The organism is Candidatus Arthromitus sp. SFB-rat-Yit (genome assembly GCF_000283555.1).
Taxonomy (GTDB): Bacteria; Bacillota; Clostridia; order Clostridiales; family Clostridiaceae; genus Dwaynesavagella.
On the sequence record NC_016012.1, the window covers coordinates 1,000,823 to 1,026,594 of the forward strand.

Sequence of the window (25,772 nt, forward strand, 5' to 3'; positions counted from 1 at the left end):
CCAAATTCTACCTATGAAGTCTTTAACCATAACAACTTATAAAATTAATATTATAAAAATTAAATCAAAACATTTCACATCAAATATCAACAGCTACCTTATTGTTTAATATTTTGTGTTTCATATAAAAGGCTGTAGGAACTGAAATATCTAAATTTTTTGCAGCTTTCCTTATAGTATTGTCGCTAGTTACTTCTTTTACACACATTTGAATTTTTTCAAACGGTAACTTCGCATTATGAAATATTGTATTTGTTGTATCCGAAAAAGTTTTTCTGCACTCTTTACATCTGAATCTTTCTTTTGTAACTCCATCCTTATATTTAGTATACTTTTGATGTCTTGATATAAATCTACTATCACAATAAGGACATCTTCTATTACTCTTGTCATTTATAATTTTTAATAAAGATATAATTTCTTTTCTGCTCAATATAATTTCGTCATTTGACTTAAAAATATTTATAAGTGCATTATAGTCAATCCTATCTGTGCTTTTAAGATAATTTATTATATCTTCCTTACTTTCAATTTTTATATCTATATCTGTAACTTTAATATTATCCATATTAAATACCCCCGCAGTCATATTTATGTTGTGATTATTTCAATCTTAAAATTTTTTATACACAAAAAAAGCTTACTAAAAAAATTTTTTTAGTAAGCTAAAAATTTTATCTTAAAACATCAAATACGTTTCTTATATTTAAAATTCCATATCCCCAATATCTATTTGGATATTCATAACCTTTTGGAGTTACAGCTGAACTCACAAGCAACCACATTATAATAGTAGAATCTAAATTTAATTTATTTTTTCTTACAATTCCCCATTCTAAAATTAATGCGATACCTCCAGCAGCTACAGCTGCAGCAACAGAACTTCCAGTCATAAAAATTTCCCTTCCACCTTTTCCTATGGTCAAAATATCTACGCCACCTGCAGCAAGAAGCGGTACAATTCTATTATCGAGTGTAAATCCCTGACCCGACTTTGTTACAATTGAAGTAAGGTTTTGATTATAATAAGCCATAGCAATGGCAAGGTGTGCTGAGCTTGGTTGAGTAACTGTACTAATTGATGTTGAATTCAAAAACCTAGTATCTGGTTTTAAAAGTTCCTTAATCGGCAAATAGGCATCATACTTTAATTTTATATCATCTTTTGATACAATAACTATCTGCCAAATTCCTGATTTCAAATTCACAAATGAAATCCCAACATATTGAATAATAGAAATAGATGTTTCTTTAATCTCACAAAATATTTTCATCTCTGTCTGCTCTAACAGAAATTTAAAATTATACTTATTATAAGTAACTCCCTTAACATCAAATTCTCTGGTTCTCTCACCTGAAGGAGAAATTATATAAAATGCTGCCTTTGCATAATATTCTATAAATATATCAATTTTTAAACGCGTTTGTCCTCTATCTGAAAAAAATTCTATAACTTCTTCTCCATTTTTTTTATCAATTTGACCCTCAACATGTATTTCTTTGTTTGCCTGATCTCCACATGGAACTGAAACAATAAATCCTGAATTTTTCGAATACTCTGTAATTTGTTTTGAAATAAAGGATTCTCCAGTATGATATCCAGCATTAGATTGAACTGGCAATAAAACAGAAACTGGTTTATTATATTTAAATCTAATTGACCTCAAATACCTAAGTGCTAAATATATTACAACCTCATTATATATAGCTATATCTTTAGGAAAATCCAATACATCTCTTAAAGTATCATACACTTCTCTTAATTTCACAACAACTATATTACTTGCAGGTGCCGCTCCTCTAATCAAACCAACCCCAGAGGAACTTGTAATTCCAGCCATCGATGTTCCATGTCCATTTATATCTCTAGATGGAACAATTGTATATGGATCTCCTCCGCTTTTTTTAAGCCTGATTGCAGAATCTATATCTTCCTTTGTATAAATTTTCCCAAAAAGAACATTAGGTTGATGTACATCATCATCAATTGTTTGATCCCAAATTTCTAAAATCCTAGTTTGATCAAGCTCATCCATAAAATTTTCATTCAAATAATCAATTCCTGTATCTATTATTCCAATTATCACATCTCTTCCTGTTAAATCCAAATATTCATTACTTTGTGTTTGGTAAATTCCTGAATCTGATAATGGAGATATACTCTCACTACAGAGTGTATAATAATAGGAAGCTTCAATATTTACTGATCCATCCGGAACATAATTTTCATATAACATATCTAATTTATTTATCGGGAATGATAATATTGATAGGTAAACTTCTTCATTTTCCTCTTTTAAAGGATAAATACAATAATCTTTATCAGTAAAGTTCACATTATTTTGAACAGTCACTAAAAATTGTGCTCTACTATCATCGCTAAGATTATTAAGCGAACAAATATTAATATTCATGTCATCATATTTTAAAATATTTATATTTTCAAGTTGATCATAAGTTTGAATAGGGTTTATGATTTCTTGCTCCTCCAATTCTCTATTCTTGCCAAATTCATCCCTTCTTATATCGTATAAAATATTATCAACGCTATCCTCAATATCTATAAATGCCTTAGATCCACAAATAAATCCATATCCATAAGAATTATTCGGATAATCTATTCCCCTAACTCTATTTGCTCCCCTAACTAAAAAATATTTTATAACTTCTCCATACAAATTGGGTTTATTTTTTTTAACAATTCCCCACTCCATCAAGAGTGCACATATTCCAGAAACGATTGGAGTCGAAAAACTTGTACCCGAAACCACATATTCTCTTCCACCAATTCCTATAACTCTAACGTTCTCTCCCGGAGCTAATACATCAGGCTTTAAATTATTTTTGTCGTCAATAGATCCCTTACCTGAGAAAATAGAAACACTTTCACGCCTATAGTTATAACTTCCAACAGAAATTACATTATATACAGTAGCAGGAGAACCTAAAGTATCATTATTATCAGGTTTCAAAAATCGAGTACTTCTACCAATAGACTCAGTTGTTGGCAACCACATATTGTAAGTACTCTCAAACTCATTATATAACTTAATGTTTATATTCCAGATTCCTTCCTCAATAGTTGAATTTCTATATGCTCCAATACTAATTAAACATTCACCAAAAACATTATATCTTGTAGGACCGGTATACAAAACATCAACAACATCTGCTCCTACTCGTGCACGCTGATTACCCTCAAACAATCTTATAGGACGACTTACTCCTGTAGAGGGTGAACTTATCGTTACAACCACATCAGACAGAACTCCTTTATATAATGAAACTATAACAAGCTCATGATTACCTGAAATTTCAATTCCAACATCTTCTCCATCTTGAACAATAGTTCCACTTTTGTGATGTGCTGCACCTCCTTCATTACCAGCAGACACTACAACAGTAGTATTTTCTCTCGTAGCAAAATTTCTTACATATTCTGCAAATAAACTTGTCCCAGTATGAGCTCCATAGTTAGTACTAAAACTTAAATTTACAACTAATGGGAACTTCTCTTCATCTTGTTTTTTTGCTAAAAAATCGAGTCCCATCATAATAGTGTGAAAAAGTACAATAGTTGAATCAATATTTGTTGTACTATTTACACTAATTATAGATGCTCTAGGTGCTACACCATATGAATTAATATTTATATTTCCTCCAGCACAAGCAAGAGATGCAACTTCTGTTCCATGACCTTTATAGTCACGCTCACTAATAACGCTAAAAGGATCTTCACTTCTAAGTGCCTCATTTATTTGATCCGAATTATAAAGATCTCCTGTTGTAGCGTTATACATATATTTAATTCTTGTTGTTCCATCCTCATTTCTAAAAGCATTGATAGTATAATCAATGCCCGAATCTATAAATGCAATAACAACATCTGATCCATATAATTTTTGAGAATTATTAAGATCAGTAACACAGGAATTAAAATTAGAATTTGAATCATTTAATACAATTGGATATGAAAAATCAAAATAAATTTCATTTTTAAAATCATTAAAAATTTCATTTACTATATCAAGCTCACCAATATTTAAATGAATAATACCAAAATTACCTTTTAAAGGATATTGTTCAATCTCCAAATCTTTTAAATAATTTTCAAAATCAACTTCACCTAAGTAACTATAAATTATCGGCACTTTATCATTATGTTTAAACTTATCATGCACAATTGTTTTATAAAGTTTTGATCTATTATAAATAGATTTTTCTTTTAAAACTAATTTTAAAATTTCACTCATTTACTACCTATTTTAAAAAATTATTCTATAATAAACTATATTTTTAAATACTAATAGTTGATTGATATCAAAAATATTTTTTGCTAGAATTATATGGAAAGTAATAATTTTTGGAGGTATTGTTATGTGCGGTATAATTGGATATACAGGATCAAAAAATGCCTTACCTATATTGATTCATGGACTTAAAAAACTTGAATATAGGGGATATGATTCAGCAGGAATAGCCTTATTATCTCAAGGATCTATATTTATCGAAAAGTCAAAAGGCAACATCTCAAATTTAGAAAGAAAGTTATCTAACATAAAACTAACAAGCAATATCGGAATAGGGCATACAAGATGGGCAACTCACGGTGAACCCTCAGATATAAATGCTCATCCGCACACAAATTCAATAAATACAATTGCAATAGTACACAATGGAATAATTGAAAACTACATTGAACTTAAAGAGTTATTGGAAAAAAATTTTAATATTAAATTAAAATCAGAAACAGACACAGAGGTTATAGCACATTTAATAGATCATCTATGGAATGGGAATTTATTAAGTACACTCTATAAAGTCACTCAAAAATTAACTGGATCATATGCTCTGAGTGTAATTGCAAAAGATGATCCTAACAAAATAATAGCTGTAAGAAAAGACAGCCCACTCATAGTTGGTGTTGGTGAAAATGAAAATTTCATAGCATCAGATATACCTGCAATTTTAAAATACACCAAAAATGTAATATTAATTGAAAATAATGAATTTGTAGAGATTACAAAAGATTACATAAATATATACGATGAGTCTGGAAATTCTATTGAAAGAGAATCCATTGAAATCACATGGCAAGTTGAAGAAGCTGAGAAAGAAAATTTTGATCATTTCACACTTAAAGAAATTCATGAACAACCAAAGACACTGAAAAACATATTAAATCACAATATAATTAAAAATAAATTAAATATTCAAAACCTAAATATAACAGAGGAAGAACTGAGAAATTTTAATAAATTTTACATTGTCGGATGTGGTACAGCCTATAATGCAGGGTTAATCGGAAAATATATTTTTAGAAAATTTGTAGGAATAGATATTATATGTGAAATAGCCTCAGAATTCAGATACAACGATCCAATAATTGATGACAAAACTTTAGTTATTTGTATTTCACAGTCAGGTGAAACTTTAGATACGATTCAGAGTATAAGACTTGCAAAAGAAAAGGGAGCAAAGATATTAAGCATAGTTAACATTATCGGATCTTCAATAACTCGTGAATCGGATTATATATTCTATACAATCGGTGGACCTGAAATAGGAGTTGCATCAACAAAAATTTTCACATGCCAATTACTTGCTTTAAATCTTATTGCACTAGAGTTTGGAAAGTTGTTGAAATTTTTAAACGATAACCAAATTGAAAAATTTTTAAAAGAGCTTCAAACAATTCCAGAAAAAGCCCAGACAATACTAGATAATACTCAAAAAATTAAAGACATTGCACATAAACAATTCCAAAATGAAAATATTTTTTATATGGGACGAACTCTAGATATGGATATTTCATTTGAGGCAAGTCTTAAACTCAAAGAAATTTCATATATAAATTCTTTTGCAATAGGTGCTGGAGAATTAAAACATGGAACAATAGCACTCGTTAATGATAAAACCTTTGTTGTTGCTCTCTCGACTCAAGACAAATTAATAGAAAAAATGATGGCCAATACAAAAGAAGTTAAAGCACGTGGAGCAAAAGTTTTAGCTATTACAAAAGAAACTTTAAAGTTCCCAAATGATTGTTGCGACGAACTTATATTAATACCTAATACATTAGATATTTTTACTCCACTATTATCTATAATTCCATTGCAGCTTTTTGCTTATTATGTTTCAACATTTAGAGGTAACGACGTTGACAAGCCTCGCAATCTTGCAAAATCTGTAACAGTTGAATAAAAGGCTACTAGTTAACTAGTAGCCTTTTATTTAAGCAATTTTCTTTAATGATCCCTTTAAATTTTTAACTATATTTTTAAATTCATTTTCATTAACCATAGTTTCAGCAACAACTCTTAAGGCAAATTCATTAGAGCATCCCTTGGAAACAATCGTATCATACTTACTAACCCAATATCTTAACCCCTCATTATCAGACTCTCTGTTAACGATAACTTTATAAAGTCCCTCAATTTTTGATTCAGTTGTTGATCTTAATGTTAAAAATTCCTCTTCAGATAATAAATTTATCACAAAATTTTCAAAACTAACTTTTCCACTAGATAAGCTATCAATCCAAAATTTAAATCCTTTTTCATCTGGATTTCTATTTAAAGAATTAAAATATACAGATCTTACAAAATTATTAATGTCGCTTGTTTCTTGAAGAGTTTTAAATGGTGCAACGTTTAAAACTATCCTATTTCCATCTTTTGAATCAAAATATATTTTTAAATCTGAATACTTCTTTGATGGAACTAAATTACTAACAGTCAATTTACCATTTAAAAATTTTATATCTAAGCCTTCTATATTACTTTTAAAATCCGTTACTCCTATTGCAAATTTTTTAATATCATCATTTAAATTTAAATCAATTTTAATATCTTCAATATTTGAATTGTTTATATCATCACTCGTTAGTGTATAATATAAAATTTTTGAATTTGATGATCCTTGATTTTCATTTTTATCGGATTGAAGCGTTTTGAACATACCATTATCTACAACTTTCTCAATATTTTCACTTTTAGTTACGATATCATAAGTATAATTTAAATTTTCTCTTAACCCTGTAAGATTTAAAACCAAATTATCTCTCTTAGGTAATTCAGCAGTTTTAAATACTTTCCCATCAAGTTTCAAAACTAAATAAAGAGGATAATATTCGTTTGGCAAATTATTTTCTAAAATCTTAATTTTCACATTGTCCGTTCCTTCAAACTCAACTTGTGTTTTAATCTTAAGAGTACTTGCCTCAATTGACGGAGAAAATATTGTATTCTTAGAACTACCTTCACCATATGAGCAAGAAACATATAAATTGTAATTCTTTGATTGATCTAAATTTTTAATTTCTGTAGCAAATTGCCCTCTTCTATTTAAAGTTAATTTTTCGCTTTCATAAACCTTATTATTGTTTTCATCTAAAGCCAAAACACGTAAATCTCCATCACTAAATTTTGGATCAACGTTTCCAGTAAATGAAATTGAGTTTCTATGGCTTATCATATTTACATTTTGAACAACCATTACTTGTGATGCACTTGCAGAAGTTGCAGATACCCCACATACTAAGATAGGAAATGATGAAAGTAAAGCAGACAATTTTTTATACATAAATTTTCTCCTTAGATTACAATTCATTTAAATCTTTATCTTAATATTATTTTAACAATTATGTAATAAATTTGCAACTATTTTTTTAAATATTTTAAAAAATAAAAAGCTCACCAATTAATGGTAAGCTTTCAATTAATTAAATTAAATACCTAAATCTTTAAGTCTAGCTTGGAATTCTGATTCACTAATCATTTCATTAGCTATTGACGTTAAAGCTGATGAATCAGACTGATTACTTCTCTTAAGATCTTCAAATTTATCTGTCCAATATTTTAAACCTACAGCGTCAGAATTTCTATTAACTATTACTTTATATAAAGCGTCTATTTTTGCACTAGTTGTAGTATTTAAAATTGAAAATTCTTTCTCTGATAATAAATTCATAATAAAATTCTCAGGTGATATAACTTTTTTTATTAATTGGTTTTCCCAATAAGAAAATCCTTTTTCATCAGGTTGTCTATTTAAAGAATATTTGTAAACATCAATTATAAATTGTCTTACTTTAGATTCGCTAGATTTAGTTGTAAATGATGCAACCGTTACTCTTCTACTAGTTCCACTCTTATCAGTGTAAGATATAGTTAAATTTCCATAATGTCTTCCAGGAATTAATCCTACTAACTCTATATTTCCATTTCTATATGTTACAGTAACATCATTAATACTAGTAGAAAAATTTCTACCCTCATTCATACTGCTAACCAAACTTGTATTTGAAACTGGTATAATTGCTGTAGTATCTTTTATTGTTGCTCTGTTTATATCAGCTTCCTTAATTTCATAAATGTTTGATGAAATTGAACTATTGTTATTTGAACTTCCACTAGACGATGATGATGAAGTTAATGTTCTAAATGATCCTCTATATAAAGAGCTTTTATTTGATTCATTAATTATTTCATAATAATAGTCAGTATTTGGGTTAAGATTTGTTAATCTAAACTTTCTTGAACGCCATGCATCTTCAGCATAATTACCAATATATGTACCATTATAATAATCTCTATACAAATACAATCTTAATGAATCATTAAGATTCGTACGCACTTCTATATTAGCTGAATTATACGTTCTATCTAAAACTGACACATTTATACTATAATTTGGCGAATATGAATTAGATAATGTTCTAAATGATCCTCTATATAAAGATCTGTTATCTGATTCACTAACTATTTCATAATAATAATCCGTATTTTGGTTAAGATTTATTAATCTAAATCTTCCTGAAAGCCATGAGTCTTCACTATAATTACCAACATAAGTACCATTATAATAATCTCTATACAAATACAATCTTAATGAATCATTAACATTTGTACGTACTTCTATATTGGCTGAATCAGTAGTCCTATCTACAACTGACACACTTATACTGGAATTTGATGAAGATGAAGAAGATGATGATGATAAAGGTAACGTTCTAAATGTTCCACTATATACAAGTCGATCTGATTCATCAAATATTTTATAAGTATAATCTGTTTCTGGAGTAAGACCCGATAATCTAAACTCTCTTGATCCCATTGAAGATTCATTATAACTATAAATTTTAACATCATCATAATCTCTGTATAAATCTAAAGTAAACGAATCAGTGGAATTAGTATATATATCCACAATAGCTGAACTAGTAGTCTTGTCTACAACTGATGCACTTACATTTACAATAGGATCAAACTCAATAACTTCATCTCCTATTCCGCCGTTAATAGTTATGTCATACTTTGGAACTATAATTTTCGATGTTGTATCTGCTGTATCCTTTGTAGTTTGAGATGATATAGCAAAAGCTGTAACAGTCCCACATACTGAAATAGACAATGATAAAATCAAGGTAAGTAATTTTTTATACATAAATTTTCTCCTTAGATTACAATTCATTTAAATATTTGTCTTAATATTATTTAAACAATCATGTAACAATTTTACAACTATTTTTTAAAAATTTTCTAAAAAAATATAAAGCCTACCATAAAGGTAAGCTTTAAATTAAAGACCTAATGACTTAACTCTAGCTTGGAATTCTGATTCATTAACCATTTCATTAACTATAGATGATAGAGCTAAAGAATCAGTGTAACCATTACCCTTTAAAGCATCAAATTTATCTGTCCAGAATTTTAATCCTGTTGCATCAGATTTTCTAGCAACAATTACTTCATATAAAGCTTCAACTCTTGAAGCAGTTGTTGAGTTTAAGTTTAAAAATTCTTTCTCTGATAATAAGTTTGTAACAAAGTTTTCTGGAGTTGTAACCTTAGTTGACAATTGGTTTTCCCAATAAGCAAATCCTCTTTCATCTGCTTGTCTTCCTAAAGAGTATATATACACATTACATATAAATTCTCTTAATTTAGTTTCAGAAACTTTTGTTGTAAATGTTGCAACATTAACTCTTCTACTAGTTCCATTTTTATCAGTATAAGTTATGTGGAAGTTTTTGTATTCTTTTTCAGGAACCAATCCTACTAATTCTACATTACCGTTTCTATATTCTACAGTAACACCTTCAACATTAGTTGAGAAATTTCTTCCATCTCTCATGCTGTTAGCTAAACTAGTATTTGAAACAGGTATAGATGCTGTGATATCTCTTATATTTCCTTTATTTATGTCAGTTGTTTTAATATCATAAGTAGTTGAAGATGAACTACTTGAGCTTCCTCCAGATATTGTTGATGAAGATGCTGTTCTAAACTTTCCTTTAAGTACAACAGTTGTTCCATCTAATATTTCATATGTGTAATCTGTATATGAAGTAAGACCTGTTAATCTAAAATCTACTGGAAGTTTTGAAGTACCTGTAGATGTACCATTAAATGTTTGTCCATTTGGAGTTAATTTTAAAGTTAATCCATTAGTTGCAGTTACTGTATATGTTCCGTTTGCTGTAACAGTAGCTGAACTTGATCCTATATTTGAAACATTTGAACCTAAGTCTAATGTTTTAAAATCTGTTTTGTTTTCAGCAGTTATTCCTTGATATGTATTACCATCTAGAACAACTTCTGCAGTTCCTTTTACTGTGTATTGAGTATTTCGTTTTAAATCAGTAAACTCATGATTTATAATATTTGTACCTGTTGGCTGATCAATATTGATATCTGTTGATGTTGTTCCCTCAATTATGCTTAATTGAGCTTTACCAATAGTTATACCAGCAGTTGATGTACCTTCTGTAACTGTAAATCTAGCATCTGCAAAGTTACCACCAATATTAACTTTAGTTATTTCCATTTTCATATTTTGTCCTACATACAACTGAGATCCTGGAGTAAATATGTTTCCTGTAACTCCTGTAGCAGGCACTGCAGGTTTTGTATCAAATAAAATACCTGTTATAGTATTGTTTTGTATAGTAACATTTTTATTAGTTGTAGTTTTAATAAACGCATCCTTAGCTGGTGAAACTGTATCTTTAAATGTAACATTTGATATAGTTAAATCTTCTTGAGCATCTATAACTGCACCAGTGCTAGTTGTATCTCTAGTTATTGTTAAAGCACCGTTACCGTCTAAAGTTAATCCAGTAGTCTTTACTTCAAATGAACCATTTTTAAAGTTTAAAGTCAATGGATTAGCAGTTGTTACGTTTGCCTTTATAGCATCTACTACAGCTTGAGTTAACTGAACAGTTCCAGTTACATCTGTTGTAGCTTTAGTTGTAGTAGTTGTCTTAGTTAAATCTATATTAATTGTTTTAATTCCTAAATCTTTACTAGCTGTTATAATATTTGCTAACTTAACATCTGCAGATGCTTGTGTAGTACTACTTCCACTACCAGTAACAAGATCATTATTAAATTCAAGTACACCATTAACTACTGGATATTTATCAGTTGTGCTTCCACCATTGTTGTTATCCCCACCAGTATTGTTATCTCCACCATTTCCTTGATCTGGTGTAGGTGTAGTTGTTCCACCATCTGTAGATGGCTTATCTGTTCCTTCTCCACCTGTTCCTGGAGTTGTAGTTTCACTTCCACTTTCAGTGTTTATTGTATCTGTAGTTGCGTTTCCGTTTTCAGTGCTTCCTGAAGCTGTTTCAACATTTGCATTGATTAATTGAACTTGGTTTGCTTTAACAACTTGTCCCATTCCTAAAGATGATGATGTAAATACTCCAAGCATTACTGCACCTAATATGAATTTAGCTAATTTTTTTCTTAACATATAAATTCTCCTTAACATCTATTTCATTTAATATAAAAATTAATTGAATTCTGTTTAACATTTTTGCTACATAGTTTTGTCGTTAATTTTTATCTAGCCACATCATTTCGTCATCTTTTTTACAATTTTATTAAATTTTGTAATATTTTGCAATACTTTTTTAATAATTTTGTTATATTTTTTTAATTTTAAAATTTTTAAAAAAATGAGGGACCACTTTAAAGTGATCCCTCACGATTTATAACTAACCCCATTTATTACATTTCCATGTATTGAAAATTCTTGTAGATTAATCCTCAACTGATTAAATAATCTCTCTCTTGTTTCAAGTGGACACCATCCATAATGCGGTGTAATCACACAGTTCTGAACGCCTAACAAAACATTTGACTCTAACATCGGCTCAACTTCAATAACATCTAGAAAAGCAATCCCTACTTTCCCATTTTGAAGTGATTCTTTTAAGGCTTGTTCGTCTATAAGTTTCCCTCTTGCTGTGTTAATAATAATTACTCCGTCTTTCATAATTGAAAGCGTTTCTTTATTTATAATATGTTTTGTGTCATTTGTCAATGGACAATGCAGAGATAATATGTCACTATTTTTGAATAGCTCTTCTTTTGATACAAATTTTATATTGTCTGTGTCTTCTCTTTTTGTGGTTGTATGAACTAGTACTTTCATTCCAAATGCTACGGCAATCTCAGATACTTTCTTCCCAATATTTCCATATCCAAAAATTCCAAGTGTTTTACCTGCGATTTCAGATACTCTTCTATCGTAGAAACAAAAATCTTTTGACTTCACCCATTCACCGCTGTGAACTCGCCTATTATGTAATGAAACTTTTCTAAAATATTCAAAAATATATGCGAACACGAGTTCAGAAACTGCGTTAGTTGAATAATCTGGAACATTTGTGACTGTTATATTATTTTTTGAGCAAAAATCAATGTCTATGTGATCAACTCCTGTTGCCATTGATCCAATGTACTCAAGTTTTTTACATCTGTCAAGAACTTCACCTCTTAAAGGTACTTTACATGTTAGAACATAAGTTGCATCTTTGACTCTTTCAAAAACTTCATCTTCTTGTGTTCTATCGTGAACCTCAACTCTATCGGCATAATCTAAAAATACACCCCAATTAAATTCTCCAGGGTTAATAGTGTACGCATCTAAAACAACGACTTTATCCATAAAATCTAACCCCATTCATTTTAAATTACTTATATAGTATATAGATAATATCATATAAACAAGTAATATTCAAATTTATTTAAAATTTATAGTGAGTGTGTATTTAGAAATGATGTCTATGAAACCATATATCGCCCCAAATAATATAAACTTTAGAAATAATTAGCAAAATTTTAAAATTAATTTTCATGAATTAAATATTTAATCAATAGTTACGATAATTTTTAAAAAACAATTAAAACCTTGTAACTTGATTAATATAAAATTTTGATTTATATTAATATTACATTAATTATGTTAACTTTATATTAATTTCATTAATTATCAATAATTAATTGAGAATCTAATTTAAGGAGATCAATTATTATGAAAAAAAATACAAAATTGAAGCGTGCAAAAATAATTTGCTCGGCAATCATATTATCATCAACCGTCATAGCATCCTCAGCTCAAGCTGCAAAAGCTGCAGGTTTGGGTACTCGAGTTAGAAATGTAGGTGCTTCTGTTACTTCTGGAATTAGAGGCATTGGTGATTTTTTCAGTGGATTAGGAACTAGAGTATCTAGATGGACTAGTGGTTTAACTTCTTGCTTTGGACGTGGAAATACTACTAGTGGTGGTTATACTGTTGAAGGTACAGTAGGTCCCGACGGAACAGTATATTCTACAATAAAACTTAAGAATAATGGGGGTGGACCTAATAGTGTACTACCTAAAGATGCCGTTTTGATTGAAGAAGTAATATATACTACTGTTAAAAAAACTAACAGCGGAAATAATGGCAGCAGTAGTGGAAGACAAAATAGGCTTTCAACATTCAGTACTGATAGTGGTGGAAGTACATCTCCATATGCTGTTGTTGATTCTAATGGAAAGATTAATGCTCCTTCTAAAAACCCAACTAGCGGATCTACATCAGGTAATAATGGACCAACATATGAAAATTTAGGATATCATGGTCATTCCTCAACTGGCGATCCAACATATGCTGATATTAATGCTACAAACAAAACACCTAAACCAACAGTTACTAGCACTACAACATCTAGCACCACTTCTTCTACAAGCCCAACTAAAACTCCACCACCTGTTGCACCTAAGCCAAAGCTTAATACCACTGGAACATCTACTAGTACTACTACCACTACATCTACTAGTACTTCTACTTCTTCTAGCACTACTTCTTCTAGCTCATCTGGGAATCAAACTAAAACTCCACCAGCTACTCCACCTAAACCAACAAAACCAACACCTCCACTAAGAACTACTTCATTAGGTCCTAATAGTATACCAATAAAAAATAAAGATGGTAATGGAAATACAACTGGTACTAAATTAACACCAATAACTGAATCAGGTACATCACAGACTAAATTAACACAAACTAAATTTTAATTCTACTAGAAGTGATATCTATTTAAGATATCACTTCTTTTTTTTGTAAATTTTCAAAAAGTTGGGACGATAATAAGATTAAATATGAAATGTATTAAATTTTTAAGGATATGCGAGGTTTTAAATTATGAATAAAATATTAAAATCCTTGTTGGCAGGGAGTGCCATAATCGTTCCAATCATCGCACTGTTTAGTTCCCAAAAAGAAGCTGAAGCATTTAAAATAAGTGGTATAAGATTACCATCAAGAGTAACAAGCCCAACTGTTAAACTTAAATCTCCAAATATAACTCCAGTAAAATTTTCTGGAACAACAGTTAGTAACATAAAAAAATCTCCTTCCCAAACTACTACTCCTAAGAAAACTCTAGATAACCTTCCGCAAACTGACCCACAGCTTGCTAAAAGTCTAGATAAACTCGGAGAAATAATAACAACTCACAAACTCAAAATAGTTAAAGTTAATGGTAATGGTAGTACTAAAGCCCCTACAGTACCTCAAAGAGGTGACCAGACATATTCAACTGTGGGAGAATCTCCATATGAAACTCCTACTACTGATCCTATTTACGAAAATGTTCTAACTATTAAACAACCTACTACCAAACCTACTACTAATAATGGGAATTCTACAGGATTAAAAAAGAGACCTGCACATAACCCAAATAAAGGACCAGCTCCTCAACCTCCAAAACAACAACTAAAGCCTGTTGAAGAACACATCTATGAAGAAATCCCTTAAAAACGTTGTTATTAAGGGGTGAAGACAATGAAAAATAATAAAGATAAAATATTGTTAACTGCTTTAATCCTCGGAATACCAACGATTACAACGTTAACAAAATCTGAAGACTCGAACGCTATGTTGAGAGCTGCAAGTGTTAATTCAGTTAAAACTATGGCATCAATGATTAATAAAGCAGCTCTTATTAAACCACCAGTAGCACCAAAGCCCTCTAATATAAAAGTAGTAAATAGTGGTCTTGTTAAAAATGCAGCATCACTATTTAACAATACTACAACTGCAACAAACAAAGTAGCCACAGTAAAGCGTACTCAATCAGTTGGAAGACTAAATCTTAAAAGCACTTTTGCTAGTAACTTAGATAGCCTTTTGGGAGCTACTCATGGATCAGGTGCAGGATTAAAGAAATCTAATAGCGTATCTGTTAATAAATTAGATTCTTCACAAAAAAATAAACTCAGTAGTCTTCTTGGTGGTGGAACGTCATCAAAAGGTTATAGTCTAGACCTTAGCAATCTTCCAAAAACTCCACCACCGCCACCTACTCAGTCACAAGGAACACCTATAACAAGTTCACAACAATTAACAACCACTACAACAACGACTAATACCACACCACCACCTATACCAAACGCTCCACCTCTTCCTGCACCTAAATTAAGTTCAACAAATACTACAACGAACGGAGCAGGAAATTTAAAAAATCAGCTATCAAATAAATTAAGCAGCGGACTCAATAAAACAAATACAACTACTCAAACACAAAAACAACCTACTCCTCAAGATGATTTATTAAAAGAGCTTAAAACAAAACTCCAATTAAGAACAAAATAAAAAAAGTGCCTGTAAAAATTTTTACAGACACTTTTATTTTGTACTCACTGATTTAATTTCAAAAGCTTTCGATATATTATTCAATTTATCCACTCTATCTAAACAACCCATAATTTTTTGAATATATACTTTCTCTTCTCTCAATCCCTGTATTCTTATATCATCATTAATTATAACAAAAGGAACTCCCGTAAGATCGACATCTATAGCATGAGAGGCATCGTTTGAATATTCAACATAGCACTTCTTTAACTCTTCATCAGTAAGATTTGTTGGAATACCAATATTTGCAAATACCTGCTGTATTTTATCAAGATCACTTATATTATCAAGATTTTCAAACATCATTTTATAAATGGCATTTATATATTCCGATTCTTTATTGTATCTTTTCGCAAATTTAGAAAGTATTAACGCTGTCTTCGTATTATATTTCATCTTAACATCATTAATTTTAATTCCATATTGCATTCCTATATTACTTAATATTTGTAAAATAGATGAATAGTTAGGCAACACATCTAATAATTCAGATGTCCTAATTCCATTCTCAGAAATATCAACATGCAACTCTTTAGTATAATATTCAACTTTAATCGGATATTCTTTTTCCAACTTATCAAACATTACCTTACACACATAACTAAATGGACAAATAAAGTCGTAAAACAATTTTACACTTATCAATCTTACTCCTCCTACAAATTACTACGAACTCATAGGCTTATTATTTGTGTAAATATAATTTATATTCACCTATTGACTACCAATCTGCAAAAAAAGATTTCACTATTGCAAAAAATTCTCTTAAAACATTAATTTTAAAAAATTTACTCCGATCTTTGCTTCCTTTTAAATAAACTTTTTTAAATCCAACTCTGTGGGCAATCATCATCGCTCTAAATAAATGATAATTACTTGAGATTATCATAACTTTCTCTATATCCCCTATAATTTCCCTTGAATTTCTCAAATTCTCAAAAGTATTCCTAGACTTATCCTCAACCAAAATCCTATTAATATCAATTCCATGATTAATCAAATATTTTTTCATTACACTAGCCTCAGTCGTAACTTCATCAATTCCCTGACCACCTGTAACTATAATCTTTGACTCAGGAAACTTATTCAAATAATCAATCGCACATATAAGACGATTTTCTAACGCCCTACACGGCCTATTCTCATCCAAAACTCTAGCACCAAGAACTATAACGTAATCACAAAACCTATCACAATTACTCATACTAAATAAAAAAACCGAACACACAAATATTAATATCAAAATCAAAAATATTGTAAGTATAAACACGCTGAATTCACCTCTTAAATTTTAATAACTATTTTTGAAAAATTTAAGAATATTTTTTGCCATTTATTTGCAAACTATAAATATAATAAATTTTTTGGTACATTAAGGAGAACATTATGGCATTAATACAAATTTATCTAGACAAATCAGATGATTCTTCAAGACAATATATAGAATTATTGAGAAATAAAAATATTGATTTCTTACAAACAAACCTCAAAAATGAAACAAGCATTCTAAAACTTCACAAATTAAGCAGTCTACCTGCTATAAGATTTCAGAACAGCTTAATTTACGACATAACAGAAAAATCAGTACATAAAATTGTTAAAAAATTTAATCAGTATGTGTATAATCTAACAGACCTAGGCTCAAACCAAAAGATATTAAACAATTTCAAAAAATCCATAGAGCAAGAAAATTCTAAAGAAAACAAATTTAAAAAAGCCAATACAGATAAAATCAGAATTGGAAACCTCCAAAAATTTTTAAAACTAACTAAAACTATGCTGAAACCAAAAAAATAAAGTCCCCCACTTCATATAATAATTAATTTCCCTAAATGTGTTCTAATTTCCAAAAAATAAAACACCTTTTTAGGTGTTTTATTTTTAATTATTTATTTAATTAATTCCTAGAAACTGATTGAGCTTGTGCAAGTCTTTCTTGATATCCATCTGCTAATTTTCTATTTAAAGATTCAGCAAAGTTAGGATCTACTTTAAGCTTTGTAACATTAGAATCTGTTAAAATCACTTCTGAAGTCTGAGATGAAATTTTAACCTTTCCATCTTTACTTTCAACATTAATGCTTAGAGTTCCATTCGTATTAGACGCTTTTGGTTTTTTATCTTCATCAGATTTCGTTTCAAAAAACTTAGTAAGTACTTGTACACTACCACTTCCTGAAATATCTTCTCTATTTATTTTAACATTTTTTTGTAAATCCGCATCTTTCCTAGATACATCTTTAGTATTAATCAATGCTCCTGAAGATGAAGATCCTGAAGTCGTTGTTCCTCCAGAAGTAGAAACTGGTTTTAATTTTGATTTCACATCATTAATTTCTAAAGTAGATAGAGTATATCCTTTTTCTCCTGTAGAACTACTAGTCCCTATATTTTTTTTTTGACCTGAAGCCTCAGCAGTTTGAGAACTTCCGGTTTTATCTTGAGTTTTTACGTTAGTAGTCGTTGTTGTTCTCGATGCTGGAGATGGAGTAATAATTATTGTACTTGTAAATTTTTGATCAGGTTGTTGTCCACTTGTACCAGTTCCAGTGGATGGCGTAACTGTTGTTTGAGTAGTAGTAGGAGTTTGTGAAGGTTCTTCCACCTTAAGTTTACTTGCAATTTTAGTTGCTGGACCCATAACTTGAGGATTGCTAAACTTAACTGTACCACCAGTACCTGTTTGTTGTTGAGTAGTCGGTTTCGTATCTGTACCAGTTATTTTAGTTACATCTCTTGTTGTATCTGTAGTAGTCGGAATTTTCAACGTAATATTTTTTACTGAAGTTATATAATCTGGGCTAGTGCTTGTCCCCCCAAGTTGCACTCTTAACTCAGTACGATATATATTGTTTCCTTCAGTTTGACTACTCTTGTCTGAAGATGATTGTGTAGTAGATTGAGTTTGTACATTTAATGTTGTTATCTTTGAAGTTTGAGATCCTGTGGCAGCAGTAGAACCTTGTGAAGTTTCTTTCACCTTAAGTTTACTTGCAAGTTCAGCAGCTGGAATCATTACTTGTGGATTTTTAACATTAACTGTTCCTACTGAAGATTGTTGAGTTCCTTGTTTATCAGTTTGAGTAGATGTAGTTGAAACCGGTATTTTATCTGTCTGAGTAGCTTTAGTTCGGTCATTTAATCCGCTTCCATTTACTTTAAATTTACTTGCAATTTGTTGAGCCTTCTGGATAATATCTGGATTATTAACTTTAACTTTAGGCGTTTCTTGTACGAAATTAACATTACCATCCTGATTCTTAACCATCTGCAATTTCAAACTACTAGTAGTAGTGTTGCCTACTCCAGTTCCACTAGCAGCACTTCCACCTGAAACTGCACTACTTCCAGTGCTAGCATTTTGATCATTCACTTTAAGTTTATCTGCAATTTGCTGAGCCTTCTGAATAATATCTGGATTATGAACCTTAACTTCAGGTATTTTTTCTACAAAATTAATACCACCGTCACCATTCTTAATCATTTCTAAGTTTAATCTTGAAGTATACAAGCTACTAATTCCACTCGATCCGCTAGCAATAGAACCTGTTTCTTGTGCTTTAGATTGCTGTGCATTTATTATATCTGCTCCAGTTATCCATCTTGGCTTTGATCTGTATATGTAACTTACTATTCGTCCAGTAGTAGGGTCTACGTATTTATCCCTTCCAACTTTCGTATCACTAAGGAATATTTCAAAACGTGTCCCAAGATTTTTCTCATATGTTTTTAAAGTACCAGAGTCACTAACATATTGCGTATATTTTTTATTAGGATCGATAGGTCCAGTAGCTACAAAAGTATCCGCAGTTGCTCCAAATTTATGTTGAACCTTATGTGTTGGCAACACATTTTCTGGCTGCTGTACTATTCCACTAACATTTCTTACACTAACCCTAGAAGAAGCAGCACTTACACCACTAACACTACTTGTACCACTAGCTATACTACTTGCACGACTTAAACTTCTTGCAAGTCCTGAAGCAACTCTACCAACCATAGCATTGGCCTTTTTACCGTCACCCAAATATAAAGACATGGCCGCAATTACCGATAATACATAAAGACTTCCACTATAAAGCCCGACATTTTTATTATTTCTAACACCCATGTATTCTCCTCCGTATTTATTTAATTAAAATCAAAAACAGCCTACCTATCTTTGTTTAATTCATTTTTTTGTAATAATTATAACATTTTTTTCTAAAAAGTTCATCATTTTTTAATTTTTTATATAAATTTAATTCACATTCTAACAAAATAACTGTTAAAAAAAAAGAGATACAAAGATCTCTTTTAAGATTTCACACTAATTATTTAGCATATCTCCTATATTTACTTAATATTTGTTGAACTTCTTGACTATCAAATATTCCCTTATAATCTACACCATCTGAACCACTTGAACCTAATGAACCCCTTCTTGAATTCTGTCCTGATCCTCCTTCATCACCTTCAGGTATTGTTGCAAGACTTGGTCTGTATCCACCATCATCTACAGTGTCAAATTCTCGATTTTGTCTGCCCTTTGGTCTTGCTCCTTCTCTTCCGTCTGAAGAAGAACCTCCCGTACTTAAACCTGAACTTGAAGAGCTTGAGCTACTAGATGATGTTGTTGTAGTCGTGCTAGAAGTAGTACTTGTAGTTGACGTAGTTTTTGAGCTTGTACCACTAGAGCTTGAAGAACTTGAAGAACCACCTATTTTAGTAACAGTTCTTGAGCTACTCGAACTTGTTTGTGGTGATGATAATTTAGGTCCTGATAATGTTGTAGTTGTTGTTGTAGATGATTTGCTGCTGTTTTTTAAAGATTCTTCAAGTGCCTTTTGAAGATTTGGATTAGAATCATCAGGATCCAATCCAGTAGGTGGAGCAGTTTTAGGTGCTTTAGTGTCAGGATTTTTAGTTTGAGCTGTCACTTGTTTTTCAGTACCATTAGGACCCTTTAAAGTTACTGTCACAGTTCCAGGAGTCGCACTCGAACTTGAACCAGTAACAGTCGGCGTAGGAGTAGTTTTAGTGCTAGTTGTAACTGTTGTAGTTGCTCCACTACTGGAAGATGTAGTCGTTCCTGTTGAAGTTGTAGGCGAACTACTACTTGTCCCTGTTCCAGTAGTTGGAGTCGTTGTTAATTTAGTTGCTCCTCTAGTAGGAGTCGAAGTTGTTTGTGGAGATGACAACTTTACACCACTTAATGTGCCAGTAGCTGAACTTGTACCACCTGGACTAGTTGTGGTACTAGTTTTTGTACCTGTAGTAGAAGTTGTAGTTGTCCCTGAAGTACTAGTCGCTGTTGTAGTTGTCACTGTCGTAGTTGTCGATGATCCAGAACTTGTACTTGGTCCACTTGACGTTGTAGTAGTTGGTGTTGACGTACTAGAGGTTGAACTACCTTGTACTTTCAACTTGTTAGCAATCTGTTGACCCTGTTGAGTAACCTTCCCATCAAATTTAACCTTGTTTTGCTCTACAAATATAATTTTATCCCCATCTTTAGTCATGAGTAAATTCAACCTAGAAACATAGGCTTTAGTGCCACTTGAGCCTCCAGATCCAATACCACCACTTCCATCAACTCCGTCTTGATTATTTCCAGCACCGCCACTTGTTGCACTTGATGAGCTTAATCTGCTACCTGAACTTCCAGAAGCAGAAGTTGATGAACTTGATCCACTAGCACTTGTGCCAGAACTTGTCCCACTACCACTACCACTAGCACCAGTACTAGAACTAGTACCACTACCTACTTTATATGCAATCCTTTTAGGGGTTCCATCACTTCCAGTATATTTTAAAACACCATATGTACCTGGTCCCCATGTCAATTTCTCCATAGCACTTGTTGGCTCTTTAGGTAATACTTTTACTGTTCCAGAACCATTAGCTCCTTCTTCAAAAAGTAAAACTAGTGTTTTAACCTTACCACCAGATACAGTGCCACCACCTACAGTTTGTTTAACTTTAAGACCTTGATTTACATTTGCAAGACTCGAAGTGCTACTAAGTCTAGCTTTATTAACAGCACCATTAATACTATCTCCAATTCCTCTAAATGCATTCACAACTTGGGAAGCAAGAGCACTAACCCTACTTCTAAGAGCAGCTTTAGCATTCTTACCTCCAACTACACACAAAGAAGTAGCGGTAACTAAAGATAACACACAAAGTTTACCGCTATATTTTACAACTTTCCCTTTATTTTTCACATCCATGCACTAACTCTCCTTTTTAAAACAATTCAAAATTAACTTAAATCATAATTTATGTATATTTGATTCATTTTTATTTAACAATTGTACCATTATTTTTACAAAATTTCATTATTTTTAAAATTTTTACTAAAATTTTCATGATCCCATAAAAAAATTGATAGATATTAAAATCTATCAATCATACATACAAATCACTTACTATCTATTAAAATATTTCGGTCTTGCACCTAGATTAGTAGTCGAATTACCTCCATTAATACCACTTACTACAGTAATAAGCATTCCCGTAGGACCAGAATCTACACTTGAAGGCATAGTTAAACTCTTTGGACCGCCATTAGTTGACGTAAACAAATCTTTATACTGACTTCCTGACCCACCTCTTGTCCAACCTCTACTAGTTAAACCACTTATTCCAGTTTGAGTATGACCCCATCCACCAAGTATAGATTTAGGTCCAGAATCTACACCTGTTACTGTGGCACTCAAGTTTCCACCACTTCGAGTAAATCCATCATCTCTTAAAGGTTGTGGACCAAGACCAGTTCCATCATAAATGCTAGAGCCTTTACTTCCTGTCGACGATCTTGTCCAATCAGACAAACTTGGATAACTTGGATCACCATTTTTATTTACACCTAAAATAGAATTAGGTCCTGATTGTTTCGAAAATCCTCCATCAACTAATGTAAGACTTTTAGGTCGAATGCTAAATCTACCATTATTTACAAATAACTTGATTCCCGAAGTGAATCTAGGTCCGCTACTTGATAGCATAGCTTTAGTAGCTGACCCCCCCCGTCATAAATGACGAAACACACGCAACAACTGACAAAGCACAAAGATGACCACTATATTTTGCAAATCTTTTTCTGCTCTTTAAACCCATAATTAATTCTCCATTTATCAAATAATTTTAAAACACATAACGTCATATCTTAAATGTTTGATTCATTATTTTGTTAACATATTAACATCTTATTAAAAATATTGCAATAAAAAAGAGAGGTCACCCCTCTCTCAATAATCTATTTATCTATATAATTCTCAATCCTAACCAAACCTTTTTCAAGTTCATCAATAGAATTACAATAACTAATTCTCATATATCCTTCACCCATTTCTCCAAAAGCACTTCCAGGGACACATGCAACCCCTGCATATTTAATCAAATCAACGCAAAAATCATAACTATCCTTACTCGCAATACCTTCAAGAGATGGGAAAATATAAAAAGCCCCCATCGGTTTCTCAACTTTAAATCCCATTTTAATTAATCGATTATATACAAAATCTCTTCTTGCCCTAAACTCTTCTCTCATTATCTCAACATCATAAAGAGCTTTATCAAATCCATACAAAGTTCCATACTGAACAATAGATGCCGCAGAAGACGTAGCATACAAATGAACTTTATTAAGCTCATCTATATAAGGGCTCTTTGCACAAATAAACCCAAGCCTTAATCCCGTCATGGAAAACATCTTAGAAAATCCAGAAACCAAAATAGTTCTATCTAACAATTCTTCATATTCGCAAATCGTCTCAAATTTATCATAAACAATAGTGCTATACATTTCATCACTTATTATTTTACATTCTGGATATTTTCGTAAAATTTCATAAAACTTGATCTTATCATTTTCAGTTAAAGAAATTCCAGTTGGATTATTTGGAAAACACATAACAATTCCTTTAATATCTTTCGATTCAAAAGCATCTTCTATTCCACCAAAATCAATCTTTCCATTTTTATTTACATCATAAAAAATAGGATTAGCTCCAACAAATCTGAGAGTATTTTCATATGCGGGATAACCCGGACTAGGTGTCAAAACATTATCCCCTTCATTAAAAATTGTATTAAACGTTACAAAAAGTGCCTCACTTCCACCAACTGTTAAAATCATCTCATCTTTATTAAATTTTATAGAATACTCATCATCTAAATATTTGCATATCCTCTCCCTAAGCTCAGGTATCCCCTGATTCATCGTATAATAGGTTTTCCCCTCGCTTATAGCCTTCAAAACTCCATCTTCAATAGACTTTGGAAGCTTGAAATCAGGTTGTCCAACAGTTAAAGAAATAGCATCTGGATAATTTTTAACTTCATTGAAAAATTTTCTGATGCCAGAATATTGAACATTTTTCATGCGTCTATTCATAACATATTCCTCCTAAAAACTTTTAATATTCTATGCCAACTCTAGCTAAAATGCCATTATCATAATAATGTTTAACCTTATCAATTCTACTAACTAGATCAGCATTATCAATAATGTCTTTAGATGCATTCCTTCCTGTCAAAATTAGCTCTAGATTCTTCGGCTTATTTTTCATAATCTCTATTATTTCGAATTCGTCTATAAATCCTCCTTGAATTGCTCCAAGAACCTCATCTAAAATTATCAAATCATAATTCCCAGAATTTATAAATTCTTTCGCTTTATTCAATTCAATTTTAATTTCCTCTCTGAGAAGTTTAAGCTCCTCTTCATTAAGGTTATACGTGAAATCCTTTTTACTCTCAATCCTAAAAATTTCAAACTTATCCCCCAAAAGTTTAATACTATCGAGTTCTGATGTGTGCCAATTCTTAAGAAACTGAACCATCATAACTTTAAATCCAGCTCCAATACTTCTAAACGCAAGCCCCAGAGCACACGTAGTTTTTCCCTTACCATCACCCATATAAACATGTATGTATCCGTTATTTTCCAAAATCCTCACTCCTCTGACATAAATTTTACCTTACGAACCTATATTAATCCATTACTATTTAATTAATTTTCATCCAAACCCCCTAACATATAGTATAATACTTATAAATTAACAAAAAGGAAGGAATGTTTATTTAATGAATTACGATATGAAAAATCCCTATGACATTGCAAGATACATAAAAGATTCTAAAAAATCAACTCCTCTAAAAGTCTACCTAAAAGGGGATTTAACAGATAAAGATTTTGATAATTTAGAATTCTACGGATCAAATGGAAATTACACTCTATTTGGTGAAAAAGAAGATATCCTTTCATTTTTATCTAAAAATCAATCCAAAATACACAAACATAGAATTGAAAATACAAAAAGAAATTCTGCAATTCCAATGTTAAACCTAATAGACATTGAAGCAAGAATTGAGCCTGGAGCAATAATACGTGACATGGTAACCATAGAAAAGAATTGTGTAATCATGATGGGAGCAGTTATAAATATAGGTGCAGAAATTGGGGAAGGTACAATGGTAGACATGAACGCTGTTGTTGGTGCTCGTGGAAAACTTGGGAAAAATGTACACCTAGGAGCTGGTGCTGTTGTGGCTGGAGTTCTCGAACCTCCATCAAAAGAACCATGTATAATAGAAGATAATGTTCTTATAGGAGCTAATGCCGTAATACTAGAAGGAGTTCATGTGGGCAAAAACTCTGTAGTTGGTGCGGGTGCAATTGTAACAAATAATGTACCTCCAAACACAGTAGTAACTGGATCTCCTGCAAGAATTATTAAAGAAATTGACCAATCAGTTAAAGACAAAACTAAAATTTTAGAAGACTTACGAAGCCTCTAAAAAA

Annotated in this window: 19 protein-coding genes; 6 read left to right on the top strand and 13 right to left on the bottom strand. The window is 31.0% G+C overall.

Features of this window, described 5'->3' with window-relative positions:
• Positions 1–79 precede the first annotated feature (79 nt).
• Both RATSFB_RS04730 and RATSFB_RS04735 read right to left on the bottom strand, forming a co-directional pair.
• Positions 80–568 (bottom strand): transposase, encoded by a 489-nt coding sequence (locus tag RATSFB_RS04730; RefSeq protein ID WP_014094904.1) that lies wholly within the window; start codon positions 566–568, stop codon positions 80–82.
• Positions 569–674: 106 nt separating this feature from the next.
• Positions 675–4,253 carry a S8 family peptidase gene (locus tag RATSFB_RS04735; protein ID WP_014094905.1) on the bottom strand — a complete coding sequence of 1,193 codons (3,579 nt, stop codon included), beginning with the start codon at positions 4,251–4,253 and terminating at the stop codon, positions 675–677.
• 124 nt (positions 4,254–4,377) lie between these two features.
• Here RATSFB_RS04735 and glmS point away from each other — a divergent pair, with 124 nt between their 5' ends.
• Positions 4,378–6,204 (top strand): glutamine--fructose-6-phosphate transaminase (isomerizing), encoded by a 1,827-nt coding sequence (gene glmS, locus RATSFB_RS04740; protein ID WP_014094906.1) that lies wholly within the window; start codon positions 4,378–4,380, stop codon positions 6,202–6,204.
• Positions 6,205–6,234: 30 nt separating this feature from the next.
• Here the strand turns inward: glmS and RATSFB_RS04745 are convergent, their stop codons facing one another.
• From RATSFB_RS04745 to RATSFB_RS04760, 4 genes are all read right to left on the bottom strand, one after another.
• Positions 6,235–7,584 (bottom strand): DUF4214 domain-containing protein, encoded by a 1,350-nt coding sequence (locus RATSFB_RS04745; protein WP_014094907.1) that lies wholly within the window; start codon positions 7,582–7,584, stop codon positions 6,235–6,237.
• Positions 7,585–7,728: 144 nt separating this feature from the next.
• Positions 7,729–9,447, bottom strand: a complete 1,719-nt coding sequence (locus tag RATSFB_RS04750) for a DUF4214 domain-containing protein (RefSeq protein WP_014094908.1) — start codon at positions 9,445–9,447, stop codon at positions 7,729–7,731.
• Between the two features lie 135 nt (positions 9,448–9,582).
• Positions 9,583–11,766 (bottom strand): DUF4214 domain-containing protein, encoded by a 2,184-nt coding sequence (locus tag RATSFB_RS07175; protein WP_014094909.1) that lies wholly within the window; start codon positions 11,764–11,766, stop codon positions 9,583–9,585.
• Between the two features lie 231 nt (positions 11,767–11,997).
• Complete coding sequence (locus RATSFB_RS04760; RefSeq protein ID WP_014094910.1) at positions 11,998–12,966, bottom strand: D-2-hydroxyacid dehydrogenase; 969 nt, start codon at positions 12,964–12,966, stop codon at positions 11,998–12,000.
• Between the two features lie 366 nt (positions 12,967–13,332).
• Here RATSFB_RS04760 and RATSFB_RS04765 point away from each other — a divergent pair, with 366 nt between their 5' ends.
• From RATSFB_RS04765 to RATSFB_RS04775, 3 genes are all read left to right on the top strand, one after another.
• The gene (locus tag RATSFB_RS04765; protein ID WP_014094911.1) at positions 13,333–14,361 is read left to right on the top strand and encodes a hypothetical protein; all 1,029 of its coding nucleotides are present in this window, start codon (positions 13,333–13,335) and stop codon (positions 14,359–14,361) included.
• Between the two features lie 127 nt (positions 14,362–14,488).
• Positions 14,489–15,103, top strand: coding sequence for a hypothetical protein (locus tag RATSFB_RS04770; protein WP_014094912.1), 615 nt, complete (start codon positions 14,489–14,491; stop codon positions 15,101–15,103).
• A 27-nt stretch (positions 15,104–15,130) separates the two neighbouring features.
• Positions 15,131–15,940 carry a hypothetical protein gene (locus RATSFB_RS04775; protein WP_014094913.1) on the top strand — a complete coding sequence of 270 codons (810 nt, stop codon included), beginning with the start codon at positions 15,131–15,133 and terminating at the stop codon, positions 15,938–15,940.
• Between the two features lie 33 nt (positions 15,941–15,973).
• Here RATSFB_RS04775 and RATSFB_RS04780 read toward each other — a convergent pair whose 3' ends face one another.
• Positions 15,974–16,627, bottom strand: a complete 654-nt coding sequence (locus RATSFB_RS04780) for a DsbA family oxidoreductase (RefSeq protein ID WP_044035564.1) — start codon at positions 16,625–16,627, stop codon at positions 15,974–15,976.
• A 76-nt stretch (positions 16,628–16,703) separates the two neighbouring features.
• Positions 16,704–17,186: a YdcF family protein gene (locus RATSFB_RS04785; protein WP_242821388.1), complete on the bottom strand. Its 483-nt coding sequence runs from the start codon at positions 17,184–17,186 to the stop codon at positions 16,704–16,706.
• 182 nt (positions 17,187–17,368) lie between these two features.
• Here RATSFB_RS04785 and RATSFB_RS04790 point away from each other — a divergent pair, with 182 nt between their 5' ends.
• Positions 17,369–17,779, top strand: a complete 411-nt coding sequence (locus RATSFB_RS04790; protein ID WP_014094916.1) for a hypothetical protein — start codon at positions 17,369–17,371, stop codon at positions 17,777–17,779.
• A gap of 100 nt (positions 17,780–17,879) precedes the next feature.
• Here RATSFB_RS04790 and RATSFB_RS04795 read toward each other — a convergent pair whose 3' ends face one another.
• The 5 genes from RATSFB_RS04795 to RATSFB_RS04815 form a co-directional block, all read right to left on the bottom strand.
• Positions 17,880–20,093, bottom strand: coding sequence for a hypothetical protein (locus RATSFB_RS04795; protein WP_014094917.1), 2,214 nt, complete (start codon positions 20,091–20,093; stop codon positions 17,880–17,882).
• A 202-nt stretch (positions 20,094–20,295) separates the two neighbouring features.
• Positions 20,296–22,194 (bottom strand): hypothetical protein, encoded by a 1,899-nt coding sequence (locus RATSFB_RS04800; RefSeq protein ID WP_014094918.1) that lies wholly within the window; start codon positions 22,192–22,194, stop codon positions 20,296–20,298.
• Positions 22,195–22,392: 198 nt separating this feature from the next.
• Complete coding sequence (locus RATSFB_RS04805; RefSeq protein ID WP_014094919.1) at positions 22,393–22,971, bottom strand: hypothetical protein; 579 nt, start codon at positions 22,969–22,971, stop codon at positions 22,393–22,395.
• 251 nt (positions 22,972–23,222) lie between these two features.
• On the bottom strand, positions 23,223–24,362 hold the full coding sequence (locus RATSFB_RS04810; protein ID WP_014094920.1) for a pyridoxal phosphate-dependent aminotransferase: 1,140 nt from the start codon (positions 24,360–24,362) through the stop codon (positions 23,223–23,225).
• A gap of 22 nt (positions 24,363–24,384) precedes the next feature.
• Positions 24,385–24,918: a cob(I)yrinic acid a,c-diamide adenosyltransferase gene (locus RATSFB_RS04815; protein ID WP_044035565.1), complete on the bottom strand. Its 534-nt coding sequence runs from the start codon at positions 24,916–24,918 to the stop codon at positions 24,385–24,387.
• A gap of 136 nt (positions 24,919–25,054) precedes the next feature.
• Here RATSFB_RS04815 and dapD point away from each other — a divergent pair, with 136 nt between their 5' ends.
• Positions 25,055–25,768: a 2,3,4,5-tetrahydropyridine-2,6-dicarboxylate N-acetyltransferase gene (dapD, locus tag RATSFB_RS04820; RefSeq protein WP_014094922.1), complete on the top strand. Its 714-nt coding sequence runs from the start codon at positions 25,055–25,057 to the stop codon at positions 25,766–25,768.
• Positions 25,769–25,772: the final 4 nt, after the last annotated feature.

Coding starts and splice junctions, on each gene's coding strand:
- RATSFB_RS04765 (WP_014094911.1), top strand. CDS start 13,333: ATGAAAAAAAATACAAAATTGAAGCGTGCAAAAATAATTTGCTCGGCA.
- RATSFB_RS04785 (WP_242821388.1), bottom strand. CDS start 17,186: ATGAGTAATTGTGATAGGTTTTGTGATTACGTTATAGTTCTTGGTGCT.
- RATSFB_RS04745 (WP_014094907.1), bottom strand. CDS start 7,584: ATGTATAAAAAATTGTCTGCTTTACTTTCATCATTTCCTATCTTAGTA.
- RATSFB_RS04810 (WP_014094920.1), bottom strand. CDS start 24,362: ATGAATAGACGCATGAAAAATGTTCAATATTCTGGCATCAGAAAATTT.
- RATSFB_RS07175 (WP_014094909.1), bottom strand. CDS start 11,766: ATGTTAAGAAAAAAATTAGCTAAATTCATATTAGGTGCAGTAATGCTT.
- glmS (WP_014094906.1), top strand. CDS start 4,378: ATGTGCGGTATAATTGGATATACAGGATCAAAAAATGCCTTACCTATA.
- dapD (WP_014094922.1), top strand. CDS start 25,055: ATGAATTACGATATGAAAAATCCCTATGACATTGCAAGATACATAAAA.
- RATSFB_RS04735 (WP_014094905.1), bottom strand. CDS start 4,253: ATGAGTGAAATTTTAAAATTAGTTTTAAAAGAAAAATCTATTTATAAT.
- RATSFB_RS04750 (WP_014094908.1), bottom strand. CDS start 9,447: ATGTATAAAAAATTACTTACCTTGATTTTATCATTGTCTATTTCAGTA.
- RATSFB_RS04805 (WP_014094919.1), bottom strand. CDS start 22,971: ATGCTATCAAGTAGCGGACCTAGATTCACTTCGGGAATCAAGTTATTT.
- RATSFB_RS04760 (WP_014094910.1), bottom strand. CDS start 12,966: ATGGATAAAGTCGTTGTTTTAGATGCGTACACTATTAACCCTGGAGAA.
- RATSFB_RS04775 (WP_014094913.1), top strand. CDS start 15,131: ATGAAAAATAATAAAGATAAAATATTGTTAACTGCTTTAATCCTCGGA.
- RATSFB_RS04795 (WP_014094917.1), bottom strand. CDS start 20,093: ATGGGTGTTAGAAATAATAAAAATGTCGGGCTTTATAGTGGAAGTCTT.
- RATSFB_RS04730 (WP_014094904.1), bottom strand. CDS start 568: ATGGATAATATTAAAGTTACAGATATAGATATAAAAATTGAAAGTAAG.
- RATSFB_RS04800 (WP_014094918.1), bottom strand. CDS start 22,194: ATGGATGTGAAAAATAAAGGGAAAGTTGTAAAATATAGCGGTAAACTT.
- RATSFB_RS04770 (WP_014094912.1), top strand. CDS start 14,489: ATGAATAAAATATTAAAATCCTTGTTGGCAGGGAGTGCCATAATCGTT.
- RATSFB_RS04790 (WP_014094916.1), top strand. CDS start 17,369: ATGGCATTAATACAAATTTATCTAGACAAATCAGATGATTCTTCAAGA.